This window comes from Catenulispora pinisilvae (assembly GCF_015356865.1).
GTDB lineage: Bacteria > Actinomycetota > Actinomycetes > Streptomycetales > Catenulisporaceae > Catenulispora > Catenulispora pinisilvae.
On the sequence record NZ_JAAFZA010000050.1, the window covers coordinates 1 to 17,499 of the forward strand.

General features: G+C 69.6%; 15 protein-coding genes. 5 read left to right on the forward strand and 10 right to left on the reverse strand.

The genetic code is table 11. The annotated features are described in order from the left end of the window. The first annotated feature begins 510 nt into the window (after positions 1–510). Positions 511–1,275, forward strand: a complete 765-nt coding sequence (locus IZR01_RS16125) for a methyltransferase (protein ID WP_228559603.1) — start codon at positions 511–513, stop codon at positions 1,273–1,275. 83 nt (positions 1,276–1,358) lie between these two features. Here the strand turns inward: IZR01_RS16125 and IZR01_RS16130 are convergent, their stop codons facing one another. Both IZR01_RS16130 and IZR01_RS16135 read right to left on the reverse strand, forming a co-directional pair. Further along, complete coding sequence (locus tag IZR01_RS16130) at positions 1,359–3,431, reverse strand: LuxR C-terminal-related transcriptional regulator (RefSeq protein ID WP_194892739.1); 2,073 nt, start codon at positions 3,429–3,431, stop codon at positions 1,359–1,361. Positions 3,432–3,655: 224 nt separating this feature from the next. Continuing rightward, on the reverse strand, positions 3,656–4,201 hold the full coding sequence (locus IZR01_RS16135) for a GNAT family N-acetyltransferase (RefSeq protein ID WP_194892738.1): 546 nt from the start codon (positions 4,199–4,201) through the stop codon (positions 3,656–3,658). Positions 4,202–4,585: 384 nt separating this feature from the next. On the opposite strand from IZR01_RS16135, the gene fusA reads away from it, so the two are divergent. Continuing rightward, positions 4,586–6,598 carry an elongation factor G gene (gene fusA / locus IZR01_RS16140; protein WP_194892737.1) on the forward strand — a complete coding sequence of 671 codons (2,013 nt, stop codon included), beginning with the start codon at positions 4,586–4,588 and terminating at the stop codon, positions 6,596–6,598. A gap of 80 nt (positions 6,599–6,678) precedes the next feature. Here fusA and IZR01_RS16145 read toward each other — a convergent pair whose 3' ends face one another. From IZR01_RS16145 to IZR01_RS16155, 3 genes are all read right to left on the reverse strand, one after another. Continuing rightward, positions 6,679–7,212, reverse strand: coding sequence for a hypothetical protein (locus IZR01_RS16145; protein WP_194892736.1), 534 nt, complete (start codon positions 7,210–7,212; stop codon positions 6,679–6,681). 49 nt (positions 7,213–7,261) lie between these two features. Next, positions 7,262–7,855, reverse strand: a complete 594-nt coding sequence (locus tag IZR01_RS16150; RefSeq protein ID WP_194892735.1) for a hypothetical protein — start codon at positions 7,853–7,855, stop codon at positions 7,262–7,264. Between the two features lie 174 nt (positions 7,856–8,029). Then, positions 8,030–8,434 (reverse strand): nuclear transport factor 2 family protein, encoded by a 405-nt coding sequence (locus tag IZR01_RS16155; RefSeq protein ID WP_194892734.1) that lies wholly within the window; start codon positions 8,432–8,434, stop codon positions 8,030–8,032. A 292-nt stretch (positions 8,435–8,726) separates the two neighbouring features. Between IZR01_RS16155 and IZR01_RS16160 the strand changes: the two genes are divergently transcribed. Further along, positions 8,727–9,578, forward strand: a complete 852-nt coding sequence (locus IZR01_RS16160) for a terpene synthase family protein (RefSeq protein WP_194892733.1) — start codon at positions 8,727–8,729, stop codon at positions 9,576–9,578. Here the strand turns inward: IZR01_RS16160 and IZR01_RS53285 are convergent. The 4 genes from IZR01_RS53285 to IZR01_RS16180 form a co-directional block, all read right to left on the reverse strand. Then, positions 9,550–10,761: a cytochrome P450 gene (locus IZR01_RS53285; protein WP_194892732.1), complete on the reverse strand. Its 1,212-nt coding sequence runs from the start codon at positions 10,759–10,761 to the stop codon at positions 9,550–9,552. The genes IZR01_RS16160 and IZR01_RS53285 overlap by 29 nt on opposite strands. After that, positions 10,758–12,320: a prenyltransferase/squalene oxidase repeat-containing protein gene (locus tag IZR01_RS16170; RefSeq protein WP_228554145.1), complete on the reverse strand. Its 1,563-nt coding sequence runs from the start codon at positions 12,318–12,320 to the stop codon at positions 10,758–10,760. The genes IZR01_RS53285 and IZR01_RS16170 overlap by 4 nt, the downstream gene beginning before the upstream one ends. 67 nt (positions 12,321–12,387) lie before the next feature. After that, positions 12,388–13,422, reverse strand: a complete 1,035-nt coding sequence (locus IZR01_RS16175; RefSeq protein ID WP_194892731.1) for a family 2 encapsulin nanocompartment cargo protein polyprenyl transferase — start codon at positions 13,420–13,422, stop codon at positions 12,388–12,390. Between the two features lie 712 nt (positions 13,423–14,134). Next, positions 14,135–14,965: an oxidoreductase gene (locus IZR01_RS16180; RefSeq protein WP_194892730.1), complete on the reverse strand. Its 831-nt coding sequence runs from the start codon at positions 14,963–14,965 to the stop codon at positions 14,135–14,137. A 98-nt stretch (positions 14,966–15,063) separates the two neighbouring features. Between IZR01_RS16180 and IZR01_RS16185 the strand changes: the two genes are divergently transcribed. Next, the gene (locus IZR01_RS16185; protein ID WP_194892729.1) at positions 15,064–15,636 is read left to right on the forward strand and encodes a TetR/AcrR family transcriptional regulator; all 573 of its coding nucleotides are present in this window, start codon (positions 15,064–15,066) and stop codon (positions 15,634–15,636) included. 134 nt (positions 15,637–15,770) lie between these two features. Then, the gene (locus tag IZR01_RS16190) at positions 15,771–16,331 is read left to right on the forward strand and encodes a GNAT family N-acetyltransferase (protein WP_194892744.1); all 561 of its coding nucleotides are present in this window, start codon (positions 15,771–15,773) and stop codon (positions 16,329–16,331) included. Positions 16,332–16,380: 49 nt separating this feature from the next. Here IZR01_RS16190 and IZR01_RS53290 read toward each other — a convergent pair whose 3' ends face one another. Further along, positions 16,381–17,388 (reverse strand): PDR/VanB family oxidoreductase, encoded by a 1,008-nt coding sequence (locus IZR01_RS53290; RefSeq protein WP_323747023.1) that lies wholly within the window; start codon positions 17,386–17,388, stop codon positions 16,381–16,383. Positions 17,389–17,499 lie beyond the last annotated feature (111 nt).

Here is a 17,499-nt window from a genome sequence, read left to right on the forward strand (position 1 = left end):
ATGCAAACGCCAGCGGTTATCCACTCATTCGCGCGCGTGCGACGATCAGTGACGTGACCGCGGTGACTAGAGTGATGGTGCGATGAGCACGCGTGGCAAGCTGCGCGTATACCTGGGTGCGGCCACCTGGTCCTGCCGACGCACCGCGGCGTGGGGTTTCCGGCCTACGTCCGGCGGGAGAACGGATCCGCGGAGGGCGAGCCGCTGGTCCACGTCCCGCTGCCGGGGCGCCAAGGTGCGGAGTCGCTCTGTGACGACCGGCTCGTCGCCCCGGAGTTCGTGGCGGGTCTCCGGACTTACTGTTCAGCGGGGTGGCGTTCTTCGCTGAGCGCGGCGGCGAGCTGGTCAACAACATAGCTGGCCGACGAGGCGACTGCCGTGTGGGGCGGCGAGTCGCTTGCGAGCGGCCAAACCTGGGCGCCGGCCGTACGGGCCGGCGCCCAGGCATACATACCGGGACCGAGCGCCTGAGGGCGTCCGCGCCCACCCCCACGAAACGAGGTCGAGACGATGTGTGATCGGACCAGGTTCGCCGAAGCGGTGCGGACGGTCCAGACGGTACGGACGGTACGGATCACCGAGCCGATCGGCTACAGCCCGCCGATGGCCGCCGGTGCCGCCCTGAGCGACCGGCACGCCGCCGTCGAGGGCCGGCCGGAGCAGTTCGACCTGCTGGGCCGCACCTGGACCCTGCTACCCGGGGTGTTCGCCCCCATCCACACCACCACGACGGAACTATTCTCCAGCTGGCTGCCATTCCCGGTCGGCGGCTCGTTCCTGGAGATCGGCTCCGGCGCCGGGGTCACGGCCGTGACCGCCGCGCTCACCGGCTGCGCGCGGGTCACCGCCCTGGACATCTCCTCGGCGGCGGTCCGGAACACGGCGGCGAACGCCGAGCGGCACGGCGTGGCCGACCGCGTCCGGGTCCTGCGCAGCGATCTGTTCGACGCCCTGGACACCGACGGGCAGTACGACGTCATCTACTGGAACTCCAACGTCATCGACGCACCGCCGGAGTTCGAGTACCTGGACGAGCTCCAATGGGCCTTCTTCGACCGCGACTACGCCATCCACAGCAGATTCCTGAGCCAGGGCCCGAAGCTACTCACCCCGCACGGCCGCATGTTCCTGGGCTTCAACACCCTCGGCAACAAGGAACGGCTGCGGGTCATGGCCGACGGGCTCGGCCTGGAGCTGACCACGTTCCGGCGGCAGGCCGGCGAGGTCGGCGGGATCGGGGTCGAGCTGTGTCTGCTGGAGGTTTTGGTCGGCTGACGGCGGCGGGTCCTTTGCGCCGGGGCCCTTGTGCGCAACGGTTTCGAGCCTTGCCCCTACCTCGGTGCCTCCACCTCGGCGTCCTACCTCGGCCCGCTGGACACGAGTACGAACCGGGCGATCTCCACGCGCGACCCGATGGCCAGCTTGCGGAAGATGTTCCGCAGGTGGAACTTCACCGTCTCCGGCGAGCACCGGATCCGCTTGGCGATCTGCTGGTTGGTCAGGCCTTGCACCACGAGCCGGGCCACGGTCTGTTCGCGGCGGCTGAGGACCGACCACTTCTTGGCCGCCGCGGCGTCGGGTTCGGGCATGGGCACGGCGGGCGAGCCGGGTTGTGCCTCGCCCTGCGGCTGCTCGGCGGTCAGGAGCGCGGCGTCGGCGTCCAGGCGTTGCTCCAGTGTTTCATTGAGATCAGCCCACAGCGACAGGTACTTCTCCGACGTCGCGGTGTCCCCGAGGGCCAGCGCGATCCCGGCCAGGCAGCGATAGGCCGCGGCCTCTATCTCCTGCCAGCCCGCGTTCAGGCCGAGCGCGACAGTGCGCTGATAGTGGTCCTCGGCCTCGGCGAGCCGGTCGGAGGCGAAGGCGGCCATGCCCAGGCTCAGGTGCATCGCGGCCTGGGCCCGCAGGTTCCGCGCGCCCTGTGCGGCGGCCAGCCCGATCTCGGCCATCCGGATCCAGTCGCGCAGGCGGCGGCGTTGCTGGTAGTAGCCGCGCAGGGCGTCCGGGACGGTCCAGCACACGGCCGGGTCGCCGAAGCGGCGGTGGTGCCGGACCAGGGCGAGCAGGTTGTGGCGCTCGGCGTCCAGCCAGGCCAGGGCGGCTTCGCGGTGGGCCGGGGCTGGGGTCGGGACCGGGACGGTGTCGCGAGGGCTTCTGGTCGTCCGGCGGTGGTCGGCGATCGACGGTGTGGCGGTGTGTCCAGTCACGGTCGCAATCGCGGTCTCGCCGGTCCGCTCGGTCTCGCGAGCCTCGCCGACGCCGTCGGGCCCAGCGCCTTCGCCAGAGGCCGCGAGCGCGCCGGCGTCACCGATCTCGGCGGCCGGCAAGCGGACCATGGCCGGATCCACCAGATCCGCCGCGGCCCGCACCCGGCCCAGCAGCCAACGCAGATGCCCGGCCTCGGCGGCGCGGACCGTATCAGCGTCCTCATCGGCGGCCAGCCGGTCGGCGGCGAACAGCCGGGCCAGCGAGTGCAGGCTGTAGCGGCCGGGCTCGGATTCGGCGCGGACCACGCTGCGGTCGGCCATCCGGTCCAGCGCCTCCTGCGCCTCCTCCCGGGTGATCCCGGCGACCCGCGCCGCGGCCTCCGGGCAGAAGTCGTAGCCGCGCAGCAGCGCCAGGCGCCGGAACACCTCGCGGTCGGGGCCGTCCAGGGCTTCGTAGGAGGAGGTCAGGACGCCCTGCACGGTGATGTCGCCGGCGGTGAGCCGCTTGAGCCGGCGGCGCTCGTCGCGGAGTTGGTCGCAGAGGTCGTCGACGCTCATCTGCGGCCGGGACAGCAGGCGCGCGGCCGCGATGCGGATCGCCAGCGGCAGGTATCCGCACAGCGCCAGCAGGCCGTCCACGTCCTCCTTGCCGGTCCAGCGCGGACCCAGCGCCCGGGCCAGCATGGCCGCCGCCTCGGCGTCCGGCATCGGCCCGAGCCGCAGCGGCAGCGCCCCGGCCAGGCCGCCGAGCCAGTTGCGGCTGGTGACGATGGCCAGCGCGTCCGGGCCGGCCGGCAGCAGCGGCCGGACCTGCGCCTCGTCGGCGGCGTCGTCCAGGACCACCAGGCAGCGCTGTCCGGCCAGCGCGGTGCGGAACATCCCGACCAACTCGTCCTGGTCCTCCGGCAGCGGGCCGGTGGCGCCCAGGGCGCGCAGGAAGCGGCGCAGCACGTCCGGGACCGGGGTCGGCACGCCGGTGTAGCCGCCGAGGTCGGCGTACAGATGCGCGTCCGGGAAGGAGTCGCCGGCCAGCCGGGCGGCGCGCACCGCCAGCGCGGTCTTGCCGGTGCCGCCCGAGCCGGTCAGCACGAACAACGCGGCGGCGTGAGAGGGGAACGTCGCAGGGTTGGTGAGCGCGGCCAGCTCGCAGAGCCGTCCGGTGAAGTCGGTGGTGTCCGGCGGCAACAACCGGGCGCGCGTCGGCGCCCAGTCGAGAGCTCGCATGCTCCCCCCTGGCAAGAGGTCTGATTTCACCTCGTTTTGCCGAGGCGGTGCTTTGGGAACCAATGTTCAGTTCTTGTGAAGAGTATCGCACAGGGGGTTATCGGTGGCTACTGAGAATGATCTGAGAATCGCTCACTGTTGCCGAATCGGCCGCCGGCTGGCGGGTTTGTCGCAATCGTCCGAGGAAAGGCTCTGATCAGGCCAAGATCAGGGAACTGTCATGCTCAGCCGATGACGATTGTGGCGGGGATCACCTTTCGCGCGCCCTCGTGCGGCCCGACGGTGCGGTTGCCCGCCCCACCCGGCACCGCGGGTTGGGAGAAGGTGGCGCCGAGCGCGGCCAGGAACTTGCGGCCGGGAACCCAGCCCTCGACGACGTGCGTGCTGATCTGCGCGATGTCCTGCTCGACCGCCGCCGCCGAAAGCGCCCCGGCCACCGCCCGCCCGATCCCGAGCCGCCGGTACTCCGGGCGGATCAGGAACGTCCCGATCCCGACCGAGGCGGTGTGCGGGTACTGACGCAGGGCGTCGACGAACCCGACCACTTCCCGCGCCGCCTCGATGACCAGCAGCACCTTGTCTTCGAAGTCGCACCCCTCCGGTAGCGAGTAGTAGGCGCTCTGCACGTCGCCGGGTGCGGACGGCTGGCCGGTCGCGGCCAGGAACCAGTCGTCGGAGGCGGCGAAGACGGCCAGCACCGCCGGCTCGTCGGCGGGCTCCAGGTCACGGATGACGACCGGGTGGCCGTCCACGGAGAGATCGATGCGCATGAAACCAGTTTCCCCCGTCCCGCCGATCAGCTAGCCTCGCGGCAACACGTTCGCACGTTCCGATGATGGGGAGGGATCATGACCCGCGGCACTTCCGCCATCCTCGCCTCCCGGCACCCCTTCGACGTGATCCTGGTGTCTTCGCCGGCTCGGCGCCGGCTGCGCGGCCTGCGCTGAGACCTCTCCCGGACTTCATCCGGCCTCTGACAGAGTTGATGTTCAGGGTCTGATTCGGCTGCCTTTCTCGCTTTTCCCGCCTTCCTCGGGCTTTCGCCCGCGGCTGTGCGGCGGCCGAGTCCGGGCATCGCGCTGTCCTGATCCACCGCGACCGCCGGGCGACCGGCGCCGCGGATCGCACAGCGAAATCCGAAGGATCGATCCATCATGCGGGCAAACCTGACCCGGCGTTCCCTGTCCCTGGTCCGCAACCTGGGCATCCTGGCGCACGTGGACGCCGGGAAGACCACCGTCACCGAACGCGTGCTGTTCCTGACCGGCGCCGTGCACAAGCGCGGCGAGGTGCACGACGGCACCACCGTCACCGACTTCGACCCGCAGGAGCGCAAGCGCGGCATCACGATCTTCGCCGCGGCCGTCAGCTGCGACTGGGCCGGGCACCGGCTGAACCTCATCGACACCCCCGGGCACGTCGACTTCTCCGCCGAGGTGGAGCGGGCGCTGCGGGTGCTGGACGGCGCCGTCGCGGTGTTCGACGCGGTGGCCGGGGTCGAGCCGCAGAGCGAGGCGGTGTGGCGGCTGGCCGACCGGTACGGCGTGCCCCGGATCGCCTTCGTGAACAAGATGGACCGGACCGGCGCCGATCTCGACGCGGCGGTGGAGTCCATCCGCCAGCGGCTGCACGCGGTGCCGCTGGCGGTGCAGCTGCCGATCGGGAGCGAGGGGGAGTTCGAGGGTGTCGTCGACCTGGTCCGAATGCGGGCTCTGACATGGGCTGACGGCACCATGGCCGAAGGCGTGGTTCCTGAGGCGCTGGCGGACGAGGCCGGCCGGCGTCGGCGGAGGCTGGAGGAGGCTGTCGCCGAGCGGCATGCGGCGGCGCTGGAGGAGTTCGCCGAGCGGTCGCAGCTCTCTGCGGAGACGTTGGGAGCGGCGCTGCGCGATCTGACTGCTTCCGGTGAGGTCGTCGTCGTGCTGTGCGGTGCGGCGTACAAGGACCGGGGGATCGAGCCGCTGCTGGACGCGGTGGTCGACTACCTGCCTTCGCCTCTGGACCGGTCGGATGCCGATCCGGAGCAGCCTTTGGCGGCGCTGGTGTTCAAGGTGCAGGCGACTGGCACTGGCCGGCTGACGTTCGTGCGGCTGTACTCCGGGACCCTGCGCAAGGGCGATTCGGTCCTGGACGTCGGCGCCGGGCGGACCGAGCGGGTCGGGCGGATCCTGCGGGTGCAGGCCGACCGGCACAGCGAGGTCGACCAGGCGGTGGCCGGTGACATCGTCGCCCTGGTCGGGCCGAAGCACGCGGTGACCGGCGCGACGTTGGCCGCGCCCGAAGCCCCGGTCCTGCTGGAGTCTTCGGGTTCGGGTTCGGGCGAGCCGGTGGTGTCGGTCGCGGTCGAGGCGGACCGCAACGCCGACACCGGCCGGTTGGCGGCGGCGCTGGCGCGGGCGGTCGAGGAGGATCCGTCCCTGTCGGTCCGCACCGACCCCGAGACCGGCCAGACATTGTTGTCAGGACTGGGCGAGCTGCACTTGGAGGTGGCAGTGGAGAAGATCAGGCAGGAGAAGGAGATCGCCGTGACCGTCGGGCGCCCGCAGGTGGCGCTGCGCGAAGCGGTGGTGTCGGGCGTGACCGGCTTCGTCTACCGGCACGTCAAACAGGAAGGCGGCTCCGGCCAGTGGGCACACGTGGTCCTGGAAGTCAGCCCCCTGACCGACACCCTCGGCGCCACGGGCTTCACCTTCGAATCCCGCGTCACCGGCGGCCGCGTCCCCCGCGAGTACATCCGCGCGGTCGAAGCCGGCTGCCGCGACGCCCTGACCACCGGCCCCCTGGCCGGCCACCCGGTGACGGGCCTGCGCGTGGTGCTCCTCGACGGGGCCACCCACGTGAAGGACTCCTCGGAGATGGCCTTCCGCACAGCAGGGCTGATGGGCCTGCGCGCAGCGCTGCGAGCCAGCACCCTGACGGTGCTGGAACCGGTGGCGGAGCTGACGGTCACCACCCCGGACGACACGGTCGGCACCGTCCTCGGCGACCTGGCCGCCCGCCGAGGCCGCGTCACGGACTCCACGAGCCGGGGCACCACGGCGGTGGTCACCGCGACCATCCCGCTGGCGCAGGTCTTCGGCTACGCCACGCGCCTGCGCAGCCGCACACAAGGCCGCGGGGCCTTCACGATGCGGTCGGCGGGGTACGCGCCGGTGGCCGGTGGGTGAGGCTGGGAGCCGGGCCCGGCCGGCCTGTCCTTCGGGACGGGTCGGCTGGACCCCGGCCCGGACCGGGGCCGCTCGGCCGATCAGCGCTTTCGCGCCGCCTTACGCGCCGCCTTGTCCCGCGATTCGAAGTCGTGCACCACAACTTGCATGACCCTCGCCAATGCCCGCCTCGCCGCGTTGGCCTCCTTGTTTACCGCATGCCGTTCGACCTGGCCTTGCAGGGCTGCGATATGCGCTTCGAATGCTGTGGCCGCCATCAGGCAGCGAAGACGTAGTATCTCGGGGCCGTCGCGCAGCTCGGAGCCGATCAGCAGGACCACAAGCAGGGCCTGCACGATCTCGTCGTAACGAACGTCCACATCGGCTTCGGGAACCAGCGCCTCCACATCCGCATGCTCGGCGATGATCCGCAGCGCGGCGTCCAGGTCCGCCTCGCGTTCCGACGGCTCGGCCGCCACCGCTCGCCTGAGCAGCGGCCCCGCGTCCTCGGCGCCGACCGCGTCGAGCAGCGCCAGCACCTCGAGTGCGTGCGAGCCGAGCAGGGCGTCGAGGCCTGCGGACGCGGTCGGGACTCCGTCGAGCGCCGATTCGAAGGTCGACCAGGCCATGGGCATGTGGCGGTCCTATCAGTCCCCGTCGAAGCCGGGCAAGCCACGACTGGCGTCAGGATCCGGCGGCCCGGACCTTCCGCAGCGCGCGCACCTGCGCCCGCGACGTGACCCGGATCAGCTTCTCCGGGTACTCGTCCTCGGCGATCGCCAAGCTGGTCGGCTTCATCGCGGTCCGGCTGGCGGTGGCGAGCGGCAGAAGGTCGAGCGCGCTGCGGTGCCGACGTTTATCCCGCGCGCTGCGGATCCACTTCCAGACCCTGTCGAGATCGAGGCGCGGGGGCCGGGGCCGGCGCGGGCCGGCGATGAAGTCGATCCAGTCGGTCTCGACCGAGACGACCGCTTCGGCGCGTGCCAGGAAGTACTCGGCCCAGACTTCCCCTTCGGCGATCCAGCGGTCGGCGGCGGCCGGCCTCGTGGCTTCGGCGGCTAGTTCGGCCAGTTCCAGTTCGTCCCGCGTCGCGTTGCGGGCGAAGCGGCGGACCGGCGGCAAGCCGAGGCCCTGCGGGAAGTAGAGGTCCAGCATGCTCTGACCGATGAGCGGGCTGAGAACCACGACCCTGGCGCAGCCCCCGCCGATCAACCGCTCCCGCAACTCCGCATCGTGGTGCAGCGGGTAGTTCGCCTCTTCCCACGGATCGTCGTACATGAGCGGCACAGTTTCCGCTCACACGTTCAGCTCCCGATTCCCTCCCACCTGCCGGCGAGATGTGGGCGAGATGGCGCGGTTCATGGTGCCGGCCCACGAGGCCGGTTCCCGCGCAGGCCCCTGAGCGTGTGCTCGGGGGCCTGCGCGGCGGACGGTTTCCTCGGTGCGTGTATGTCAGGCGAAGAAGTCGTCCTTGGCCTTCTGGTCGCCGGCGTAGTTGGTGATCTGCGTGATTTTTCCGTCGGTGACGGTGAAGGCCTGCGCCTCGCGGATGTCGAGCGAGCGGCCGGGCGCGCCGGCACTGTGGCGTTGCACCCGGATCACGGCGAGCACCTGGTCTCCGGAGGCGGCGACGGTTTCGGGCTCGATCGTGATGCCGTCGGCGAGACTCTGGATGGAGGAGAAGTAGGACGCGACGTTCTGCTTGCCCTTGTGCTCGCGGGCGTGCGCGTGGTGGCTGCCGGAGACGTTCAGGCGCACGCGGTCGCCGAGCAGCGTCTCGGCGACGTGCGCCGTGTCCCCCTTGCTCAGCGCGGCGTAGAGCTCCCGGACGATCGCGATGTTGGACTGTTCGGACATGGTGCCCCTCCCTGGGTCACACATACCTGGCGCGCAAGGGCGTGAAGCCCCGTCGGCAAAGCCTGGCCGGAATCCGGGACTGCCCGTCAGATGGTTACACAGGAGATCGAGACGGATACCGTGCGCTTACGGGCCATCCTCCTCGCACCCCGGGTGCGACGCAAGGGTGGTTGGCGCCAAGTTGCTCAGAACCCTGATTTACGTCACCGCACGCAGAACCCTTACTGTCGGAACCCCGCGAGTTCGGCCGAAGTGGAGGCGCGCCGTGGACTTCTCACTCAGGATGGGGCGTATGGCGACCATGAGCCTGCCAGACCCGGTTGCGAGCGCGGTTGCCGGAGCGGCCACGTTGCAGGTGACTCGGTCACTCCAGCGATGGGCGACGCGTTTTCCGGCGGTTGTCGATCCGGATCTGGTACTGCCTGTGGCCCTCACTCACACCTTCTGTAGCCCTTGGCTCAAGCCGCATGAACTGCTTCCGGGTTGCCGTACCGCCTTGTGGGTCTTCCATATCGACGACATCGTGGAAAGGGCCCCGCTCGACGTACCCCGCCTCCTCGATATCGCCACGGGTGCTGCCCCCGACCCAGGCTCTTCCACAGAAATCGTCCTTGCCGAACTGCGCGAGGAGCTGGCCGCGCGGCCATTGTTCGAGACTGTGGGCGGCCTGTGGAGCAGCACACTTGACCGCCTGTTGACGGGGTTGATGTGGGAGCGTGACACCGCGCTCGCCCGGGCGGCCGGAGCGCCTGAACCCAGCGTCGCTGAGTACCTTGAGCATGCATTCACCATCGGCAGTGCCTTTGTCCGCTCGTCCATCTGGCTCGCATCCGAATCAACCGACCTTCTTCCCCAGCTTGAGGCACTCACGGCGGCGATGTCCGAAGCTGTGGTCGCCGTCCGATTGGCAAACGACCTCGCGACCTATAAGCGGGAGCTGGGCGAACCGGCGTCTCTCAATATTCTGATGCTCCAAGGAATCGATGAGCCGTGGGTGCACAGCGAGATTCGGCAGCGCCGCGCCCGGTGCGCGAAGATCCTGGCGCCGGTGATCCAGGAGAGCAACGCGGCAGCGGGAGTGCTGCGCCTCATCGACTACACGACGACCTTCTACCTCAATACCGACTACCGTCCCAGCGAGTAGGCATCGGCCAGGTGAGCGGTAGCTGTTCTAGGTAGCGCAGGGTTCCGCCGAGGCGGAAGTCCAGTGAGTGGCCGGCCGCCAGGGTGTACTCGGGGATTCGTCGGTGCCATTCCTGAAGGACGGTTCTCAGTTCCATCCGAGCCAGATGAGCGCCCAGGCAGCGGTGGGCGCCGGCACCGAAGGCGATGTGCTGGTTCGGGGTGCGGTGCAGGTCGACTTCGAAGGCGTCCGGGGTGTGGCCGTCGTCGGTGTTGGCGGAGGCCAGGACGACGTTCACCCGCTGTCCGGCGCTCATGGGGCAGCCGCCCAGCTCGGTGTCGGTCAGAAGATAGCGGCGCACGCTGCTGGTCGGGGACTCCCATCGCAGGAGTTCCTCGACGGCGGTGGGGACGATGCCCGGTTCGTCGACGATCTGCCGGCGGTGCTCGGGGTGGGTGGCGAGGAAGGCGAACGCGCACTCCAGGGCGTCGCTGGTGGTGTCCATGCCGCCGAGCAGCAGCATGTAGCACATGTCGAGGAGTTCTTCGCGGCTTGGCCGGCGTCCGTCGACCGTCGCGTTCAGGAGGTGGGTGAGCAGGTCGTCGCGAGGCGTCCGGGCTCGTTCGTCCAGCGCCTGGGAGAACAGGGCGTAGCACCGTTCGCCGGCTTGGGCGGCGCTGCGCCCGGCCGAGTCCTGCGGGCCGGGGCGCACGATGTCGTCGACGATCGACATCAGCGCCGGGTGCTCGTGGCGCGGCAGGCCGAGCAGGTCGCCGAAGACCAGGAACGGCAGCGGGACGGCGAGGTCGGCGCTGAAGTCGCAGTGTCCTTGCGCGATCACGGCGTCGATGAGCTCGGTGACCCGGGTGGTGATGACGGGTGCCAGGTGAGCGATGTTCTTGGGGCTGAATAAGGGGTCCAGGACGCGTCGGTACTGGGCGTGGTCGGGCGGGTCGATCTGGAGCGGGATCAGCGGCCGGGCGTTGCCCAGATCGACGGCGTCCATGCGTGAGGAGAAGGTGTGCGGTGCCCGCAGCGCGCTTTCCACCTCGCTTCGGCCCAGCACAGTGAGGCGTCCGTTGAGGTCCGCCACGGCCCCTGCCGCGGCGCGAAGGTCGCGGTAGTACTCCTGGGGGCGGTTCGCAGGGCTCGGAGCGGCGGTGCCGGTGGTGCTGTCGGCCGGTGTGGATGCTTCGGAGTTCACAGGCGGGCCGCCGCTCGGACCACTGCGGGGTGGGTCTCGGCGAGGTGGGTGGAGGCGAGAACGGCTGCCTCGACGATGGCCTGGGGAGCGTAGAGATCCTTGTCATGCCACAAGGCCTCGTGGCCGGTTTTGGCGCTTTTCTGAAGGAAGCGGTGCCCGCGAGCCGCGGCGTGCGCGACGGTGTCGGTGAGCTCCTGGCTGCCGGTGAGCAGCAGGATCTGTAGCGCGTAGGCGGTTTCCTCGGCGGTGCTGTTCCAGCGGCCCCAGGAGCCGTCGGGGCGTTGGGTGGCCAGGACCCAGCTCACCGCCTTGCCGACGGCGGAGGCGGCAGTCGGGGCGCCCGTGCGGGCCAGCGCGAGGGTGCAGCACTGGGTGGCGTAGAGCGGTGAGGCGTGCCATCTGTCCTGCCAGCTGCCGTCGTCCCGCTGCTGTTCCAGGAGCCAGGACGTGAGCTTGGCTCCGGCTTCGCCGTAGCGTCGTACCTGGTTTGCGGTGATGGTCGGCGGGTGGTCGGCGGCCGCGAGGATTTCCAGGACGTGGGCGTTGGCGCTGGGGGACGGGTTGTCCTCGCCGGGCCAGGTGCAGAAGTGAGTCGAGAGCTCATAGGGCCACAGGCACTCCAGGTCCGGCTCGGCGCCCAGCTGGGACAGAGCGAACAAGAGGATGGAGGAGGTGTCGGCGTCCGGCGGCAAGCCCGCTCCGCCGGGGGAGCCGCTGGGGCCGAGCAGGGCGGTGAGGCCGGCTCTGAGGGTGGTGGAGACCTTCACGGGGATGCCGGCTCGGGAGAAGGTGGCGATTACCTGGGCCCGCTCGAAGACGTCGAGCGGGACGGCGCAGGGAACCGGGCCGCCATACTCGTCCGCGACGCTCTCCAGGTAGCGCACCGGGGCCCGGCCGGAGTCAGCAGGCTGCTTGGTGCCGAGCCAGGCAGCGGTGGCCGCCGGTGAGGCACCGACAGTGCCCTGAGGTAGCGTCGGTCGGACTCCGAGCGCCCCGTCTGCCGCGGACCCTGCCACCTCCAAGGCGTGCAGCAGCTTGGTCGGGAGCTCGCTGCCGGTCTCGAGTAGCGAGCGCATTCGCGTCAGGACGGTGTCGTCCACGCCGGACGGTAGGTGCAGCCGTCCGTTGCCGCGCCAGGCGTCCAAGCCGCTCACCGCAGAGTGCGGGAGCCGATCCAGGGCGTTGTTGAGCGCGGACACCAGGGAAGCCACGATGATCTCGATCGCCGGTGTGTCGGGGATTGGCAGCACAGCGCCCGGCCTCAGGACGGCGAACAGGTTCGCCAGAGCGCGACGCACCGTTAGTAAGACAGAAGCCTGATCCGCGACGGAGGCGACGGCTGGGTCGGCGAGGAGCGTGTTCAGGAGCGCCTCGGCGGCACTCAGTGTGGGCACCAGGCCGTAGCCGTCCGCGGATTGCCCCCAGCCTCCGTCGGGGCGCTGGGACTCCAGAAGGTAGGCGATCCGGGCGCGGTGGCCGGTCAGCCATGGCGCCAGGGACACCAGTCGCCCGGTCTCGTAGACCGAGGGGGATAAGTCGCTCCAGGGGCGGTCCGTCAACCCGTCGAGCAGATCCTGTGCGTGCGGTGCACGGATGTCGGCGCTCCTCTCGCGAGACGAACAAGGATCAGTTGACTCGGCGGGTGAGCAAGTCGGCCAGCGTCAACAGATCCCGTGACTGCTCGGCATCGGGGACCACGGTCCTGAGCTGCGCCAGGGCCGCGGCGCGGCGCTCAGCCGCCCGGTTCCGGGCCCAGTCGCGTCCGCCCGCCCGCTCCACCAGGTCCGCGACGCGTTCGAGCCCGGCGTCGTCCAAAGGCAGGTCGGTGTTGTAGACGGCCGCGAGTTCCTCCCCGGCGGCGGTGCCGGAGGTCAGGGCGGCGACGACCGGCAGTGATTTCTTGCGCGCCAGCAGATCGGCGCCCGCCGGCTTGCCGGTGACCGCCGGGTCGCCCCAGATCCCCAGTAGGTCGTCGACGAGTTGGAACGCCAGGCCCAGCTGGCGCCCGAACTCGTCCAGCGCGTCCACCGCGCTGGGTGCCGCACCCGCGTACAGAGCGCCTATGGCGCAGGCACTGCCGAACAAGGAACCGGTCTTCCCCATCGCCATCGCCTCGCACTGCCCCAGGGTGATGTCGGTCCGGTGCTCGAAGGCGCAGTCGGCGCTCTGCCCCTGGCAAAGCTCGATCATGCAACCGGCCAGGCGACCCATCGCGGGCAGCGCCGCGGCATGAGGGTCCTGTGCCAGGACGCTGACGGCCAGTGCCTGCAACGCATCACCGATGAGGATCGCGTCGGCGATGCCGAACACGGCCCACACAGTCGGACGATGCCGCCGCGTCGCATCCCGGTCCATCACGTCGTCGTGCACCAGTGTGAAGTTGTGGACCAGCTCGACCGCGACGGCCCCGCTCAGCGCGGCGTCGCCGCCCATAGCGCGGTTGGCCGCCAGCACCAGGGCACCCCGAACAGCCTTGCCCCCCGTCCCAGACTCCGGACTTCCCCGCTCGTCCCACCACCCCAGGTGGTAGCCGCCGATGTGCCGCAACCCGGCCGGGAGCCGGCCGATCGCGGCGCGGATCCCCGGCTCGACGTCATCACGCATACGCCTCAGCAGGGACGCGTCACGGTGATCCTCCACCGTCAGGGCGCCGGCAGCCATCAATTCCCAACTCCTACTCACTCACCTGAACAACCGGACAGCGGCATCCCCGGCGAATCGCGAATGGTGCGCAGGCATCTCCTGCCTGCGGGGCGCGTGTCGCAGAGGACTGAATGGACTGACCGCGAGGCAGGAGGCTGGTCGGGCCGGATCGCTATGCCGGCTCTCATGGACTCGGCAGCTGCCGGGACCCGAGGCCGGGAACGTGTCGTGATCCCGAGAGCGCGACCCAGTGTGACGGCTCGATCACTTGTAAGTGCTCTGCGATAGCTTCCCATGCCCGATTCTCGAGCACAAGCGTTCCTATTTGGACCGATGTCGGCCTCTCGACGGCCGAACCGGTGAAGCGGCTTCCGATGGGCTCCATGGACCGCAGATGCGGACCCTGTGCTGCTCGCATGTGGGACGGCTTGGCCTGAGCGGTCGGCGCCCAGGCCACAGCCATCGGCGGCGTCAGCGTCAGCGCCGCGAGCCCGGCCGATCGGTGTGCCGTTAGGGACTTGACCCCCGAGCCCGCCGATTAGAAGTCCCGGTGCCGGTCAGGGCGCCGTCGATGAGCCAGGGCCGGCACTGAACCTCGCGTAGTTCGCGATGGACAGCGGCGATCAGGTGTTCCGGGCTGGCGAACGCGGTGACGCTGTAGCAGGTAGTGCACGCCCTGGACGGTGTCGGGCTTGTGGAACCGGCGCCCGATCACCGTCTTGATCCTCTCTCATGAACGGATGCCGCTGGCACGGGAGATGACCGCATCGAAGGCCCGGTCGGGTAGGAATCGACGCAGCAGCAGGCTGGGCTTGCCGGCGAAGCCCGCGACGTAGCGGGTCTTGGGCCGGCGAGAGGTGACGGCTTTGCCGATCAAGTCGGCGATGACCGACGGGTCGGAACTTCGCTTGATTACCGTCGGCGAGTTCAAGGTGTGGCCCATGGCGGCGGCCGGTCCGGAGTAGGCGCCGTGACCGGATACCTTCGCCAGATTCTCTGCGGCGATGGCGCCCCATTCGGTTTTGATGCTGCCGGGCTCGATGACGATGACGTTGACGCCGAAGGGCTTCGTTTCGATGCGCAGGCAGTCGCTGAGGACTTCGAGGGCGTGCTTCGTCGCGTGATACCAGCCGCCGAGCGGTGTGTAGATCTTCCCGCCGACGGAGGTGACGTTGACGATCGTGCCGCCGCGCTGCGTGCGCATGTACGGAAGAACGAGTTGGATCAGGCGGACGGCGCCGAGGACGTTGACCTCGAACTGGCGCCTGGCCTCGTCCGCGGGCACGTCCTCAAGGGCGCCGTAGGCGCCGTAGCCCGCACAGTTGACCAGCAGGTCGATCCGTCCCGTCTCGGCGACGATCTTCTCGACCCCCGCGCGCAGGGACGCGTCATCGGTCAGGTCCATCTCCAGGACCCGAATGTCGCGCTCAGTCAGAGCTCGCAGACGCTCGGCACGGCGTGCAGCGCCGTACACGGTGAACCCCAGATCCTGGAGTTTGCGGCTCGTGGCGGCGCCGATGCCGGAGGACGCACCGGTGACAAGGGCGGTTCTGGCTGTCATGTCGGCTCCCGGTAAACTAAGGTGAACCATGGTTCATCTACTATAGTGAACCACGGTTCACACTGATGCAACTCCGGTCGCCCACGGAAGGAACGCTGATGAGCCCGGCTGCCCGGCCCCCGCGTGCTGACGCGGCCCGCAACCGGCAGAAGATCCTCGAGGCGGCTCGCGGGCAGATCGCCGCGTACGGTCCCGATGCCGGGATGGATGAGATCGCGGCTGCCGCGGGCGTCGCCGTAGGCACCCTGTACCGGCACTTTCCGAACAAGACCGAGCTCGTCACGGCCGTCGTCGCGCAAAGTGTCGGGGCGTTGGCCGACGAGACCGAAGCCGCACTCGCGCGGATAAAGGCAGGAGCCCGTGCCGTCGACGAACTCTCGGCGTTCCTCCACCGTGTCGTGGAAGCGGCCGTGACCGACAAGGCCGTGAAAGCTGCGGCGCGCGCCCTGGGCGCCGACGTGAGCGGCATGGGTGCGGAGGAACGCGGCATCGCCGCACTGAACGCGATCATCAGCGCGGGGCAGGCCGAGGGCGACCTGAATCCCGACGTGACCGTCGAGGACATGTACCTGATCTTCGCCTCCGCCCCGACAGACCAGCCGCCCCACGCCCGCGCCCGGTGGCTCAGCCTGATCCTGTCCGGCCTGACCGCCACGCGTACCGCCGGCTGACCTCGGAGGCGATTCCTCAGATTCCGTTCGGCGACGCCGCCCAATGGCTGGGCACCGGCGCGCGCCGCAGCGCGCAGCGCCGCGCGGCAGTGGAGGATGGGCATCATGGAGACTGCCGAAGAACGGAGCGGGCAATGAACATGCCCCTGACCACCGAGCGGCTCATCATCCGCGACTGGACGGCCGATGACGCCGAGGCCGCTCTGGCGGTCTACGGCTCCGGGGATGTCGCGCACTGGCTGACGCCCGCGATGGATCGGGTCGGCGACGCGGCAGCGATGCGTTCGGTGTTGCAGGCCTGGACCGAGGCCCAGCCGAATCTGGCCGCGCCGCGGGGACGGTGGGCGGTGCAGCGCAGGAAGGACGGTGCGGTGATCGGCGGCCTGGGTATCCGGCTGCTGCCTCCCTATGAGGAGGACCTTGAGATCAGCTGGCAGCTCAACCCCCAGGTGTGGGGTGAGGGCTATGCGACCGAGGCTGCCCGCGCGCTGATCGCCTGGGCCTTCACCCAACACACCGACGAACTGTTCGCCGTGACCCGGCCGAACAATCACCGGGCCATCGCCACCACGGAGCGTCTGGGTTTGCAGTGGGTCGGCGAAACCGACAAGTACTACGGACTCCACCTACAGGTCTATCGCATCCGCGCCGGCGACCCCGGCGCGAAGGGCGAGGACGTCACTTCTGGCCTGTGACGGTGGGCCCCACGCGGAGAGCCGGGTGAGTTTCACAGGTCGGTGAGGCTCACAGGTCGAGGACGATGTTGTCGGCGCGGGAGCGGCTGACGCAGATCATCATGGTGTCGTTCGCCTCACGCTCCTGTGGTGTGAGGATGTCGTCGGCATGGTCGGGGATGCCGCTGAGTACCCGGGTCTCGCACGATCCGCAGTAGCCCTCCTCACACGAGTACGACACGTCCGGCATGACATCGCGGACGACGTCCAGAATGCTCCGGTCGGGCGGGACGACGAGCTCGGCACCGGAGCGGCGGAGCGTGACGGTGAACCCGGTCCGCTCCCGCACGCTGGTGGGTTGGTCAGGCGTCGGTGTGGAGCCGGCGGCGAACCGCTCGGTGTGGAGTGCGCGAGGGGGCACGACGGATGCGCAGGCTTCGGCCACGGCGTTCATGAGGGCATCCGGCCCGCAGCAGTAGACGGCTGTGTCCGGGCCGGCGGCTGCGATGGCCGCGTCGATGTCGAGACGATCAACCTCGTCCCTCGGGAAGATCTGCACGGAGCGGCCGCCCAAGGCGTGTAACTCGCGGCTGAAGGCCATTCCAGTGCGCGTGCGGCCGAGATAGAGAAGGCTCCAGGGCGCCGACCCGGCGGCCAGTCGTCGGACCATCGGAATCATCGGCGTGACTCCGATGCCGCCCGCGACCAGGAGATAGCTCGGGCTGTCGCCCAACTGGAAGTGGTTCCGCAGAGCTCGAACGGTGAGTGTGCGTCCAACCAGCGGCAGGCTGTGAAGCTCGGCTGATCCACCTCGGCCGTCTTCCTCAAGGAGAACAGCGAACGTGTAGCTGGTTCGGTCCGTCGGATCACCGCACAGCGAGTACTGGCGTATCAGCCCACTCGGCAACTGCAAGTCCAAGTGCGCTCCGGGCGACCAAGCAGAGAGCTCACGGCCCTCAGGATGCTCGAGCCGGATGGAAATGACACGGTCGGCTTCATACGACACCTGCGTGACACGTAAAGGGCCCGGATCAGTGCGCGCTGCATAGAGCGCAGACGGGGAAGTCGCGACAGTCACTGAGTCTCACCTTCGTCGAACCAGGCCCGGCTCCGAACCGGGTGCGAGCCGCTTCGCCGCTTCGCCACACGCCTTTCGCCAGGGCTCCCAGTTGTACGTATAGCGTACGCG

Bases quoted from the DNA above. Each gene is read 5' to 3' on its own strand.
- IZR01_RS16125 (WP_228559603.1), top strand. From the start codon at position 511: ATGTGTGATCGGACCAGGTTCGCCGAAGCGGTGCGGACGGTCCAGACG.
- IZR01_RS16130 (WP_194892739.1), bottom strand. From the start codon at position 3,431: ATGCGAGCTCTCGACTGGGCGCCGACGCGCGCCCGGTTGTTGCCGCCG.
- IZR01_RS16135 (WP_194892738.1), bottom strand. From the start codon at position 4,201: ATGCGCATCGATCTCTCCGTGGACGGCCACCCGGTCGTCATCCGTGAC.
- fusA (WP_194892737.1), top strand. From the start codon at position 4,586: ATGCGGGCAAACCTGACCCGGCGTTCCCTGTCCCTGGTCCGCAACCTG.
- IZR01_RS16145 (WP_194892736.1), bottom strand. From the start codon at position 7,212: ATGCCCATGGCCTGGTCGACCTTCGAATCGGCGCTCGACGGAGTCCCG.
- IZR01_RS16150 (WP_194892735.1), bottom strand. From the start codon at position 7,855: ATGTACGACGATCCGTGGGAAGAGGCGAACTACCCGCTGCACCACGAT.
- IZR01_RS16155 (WP_194892734.1), bottom strand. From the start codon at position 8,434: ATGTCCGAACAGTCCAACATCGCGATCGTCCGGGAGCTCTACGCCGCG.
- IZR01_RS16160 (WP_194892733.1), top strand. From the start codon at position 8,727: ATGGCGACCATGAGCCTGCCAGACCCGGTTGCGAGCGCGGTTGCCGGA.
- IZR01_RS16175 (WP_194892731.1), bottom strand. From the start codon at position 13,422: ATGGCTGCCGGCGCCCTGACGGTGGAGGATCACCGTGACGCGTCCCTG.
- IZR01_RS16180 (WP_194892730.1), bottom strand. From the start codon at position 14,965: ATGACAGCCAGAACCGCCCTTGTCACCGGTGCGTCCTCCGGCATCGGC.
- IZR01_RS16185 (WP_194892729.1), top strand. From the start codon at position 15,064: ATGAGCCCGGCTGCCCGGCCCCCGCGTGCTGACGCGGCCCGCAACCGG.
- IZR01_RS16190 (WP_194892744.1), top strand. From the start codon at position 15,771: ATGAACATGCCCCTGACCACCGAGCGGCTCATCATCCGCGACTGGACG.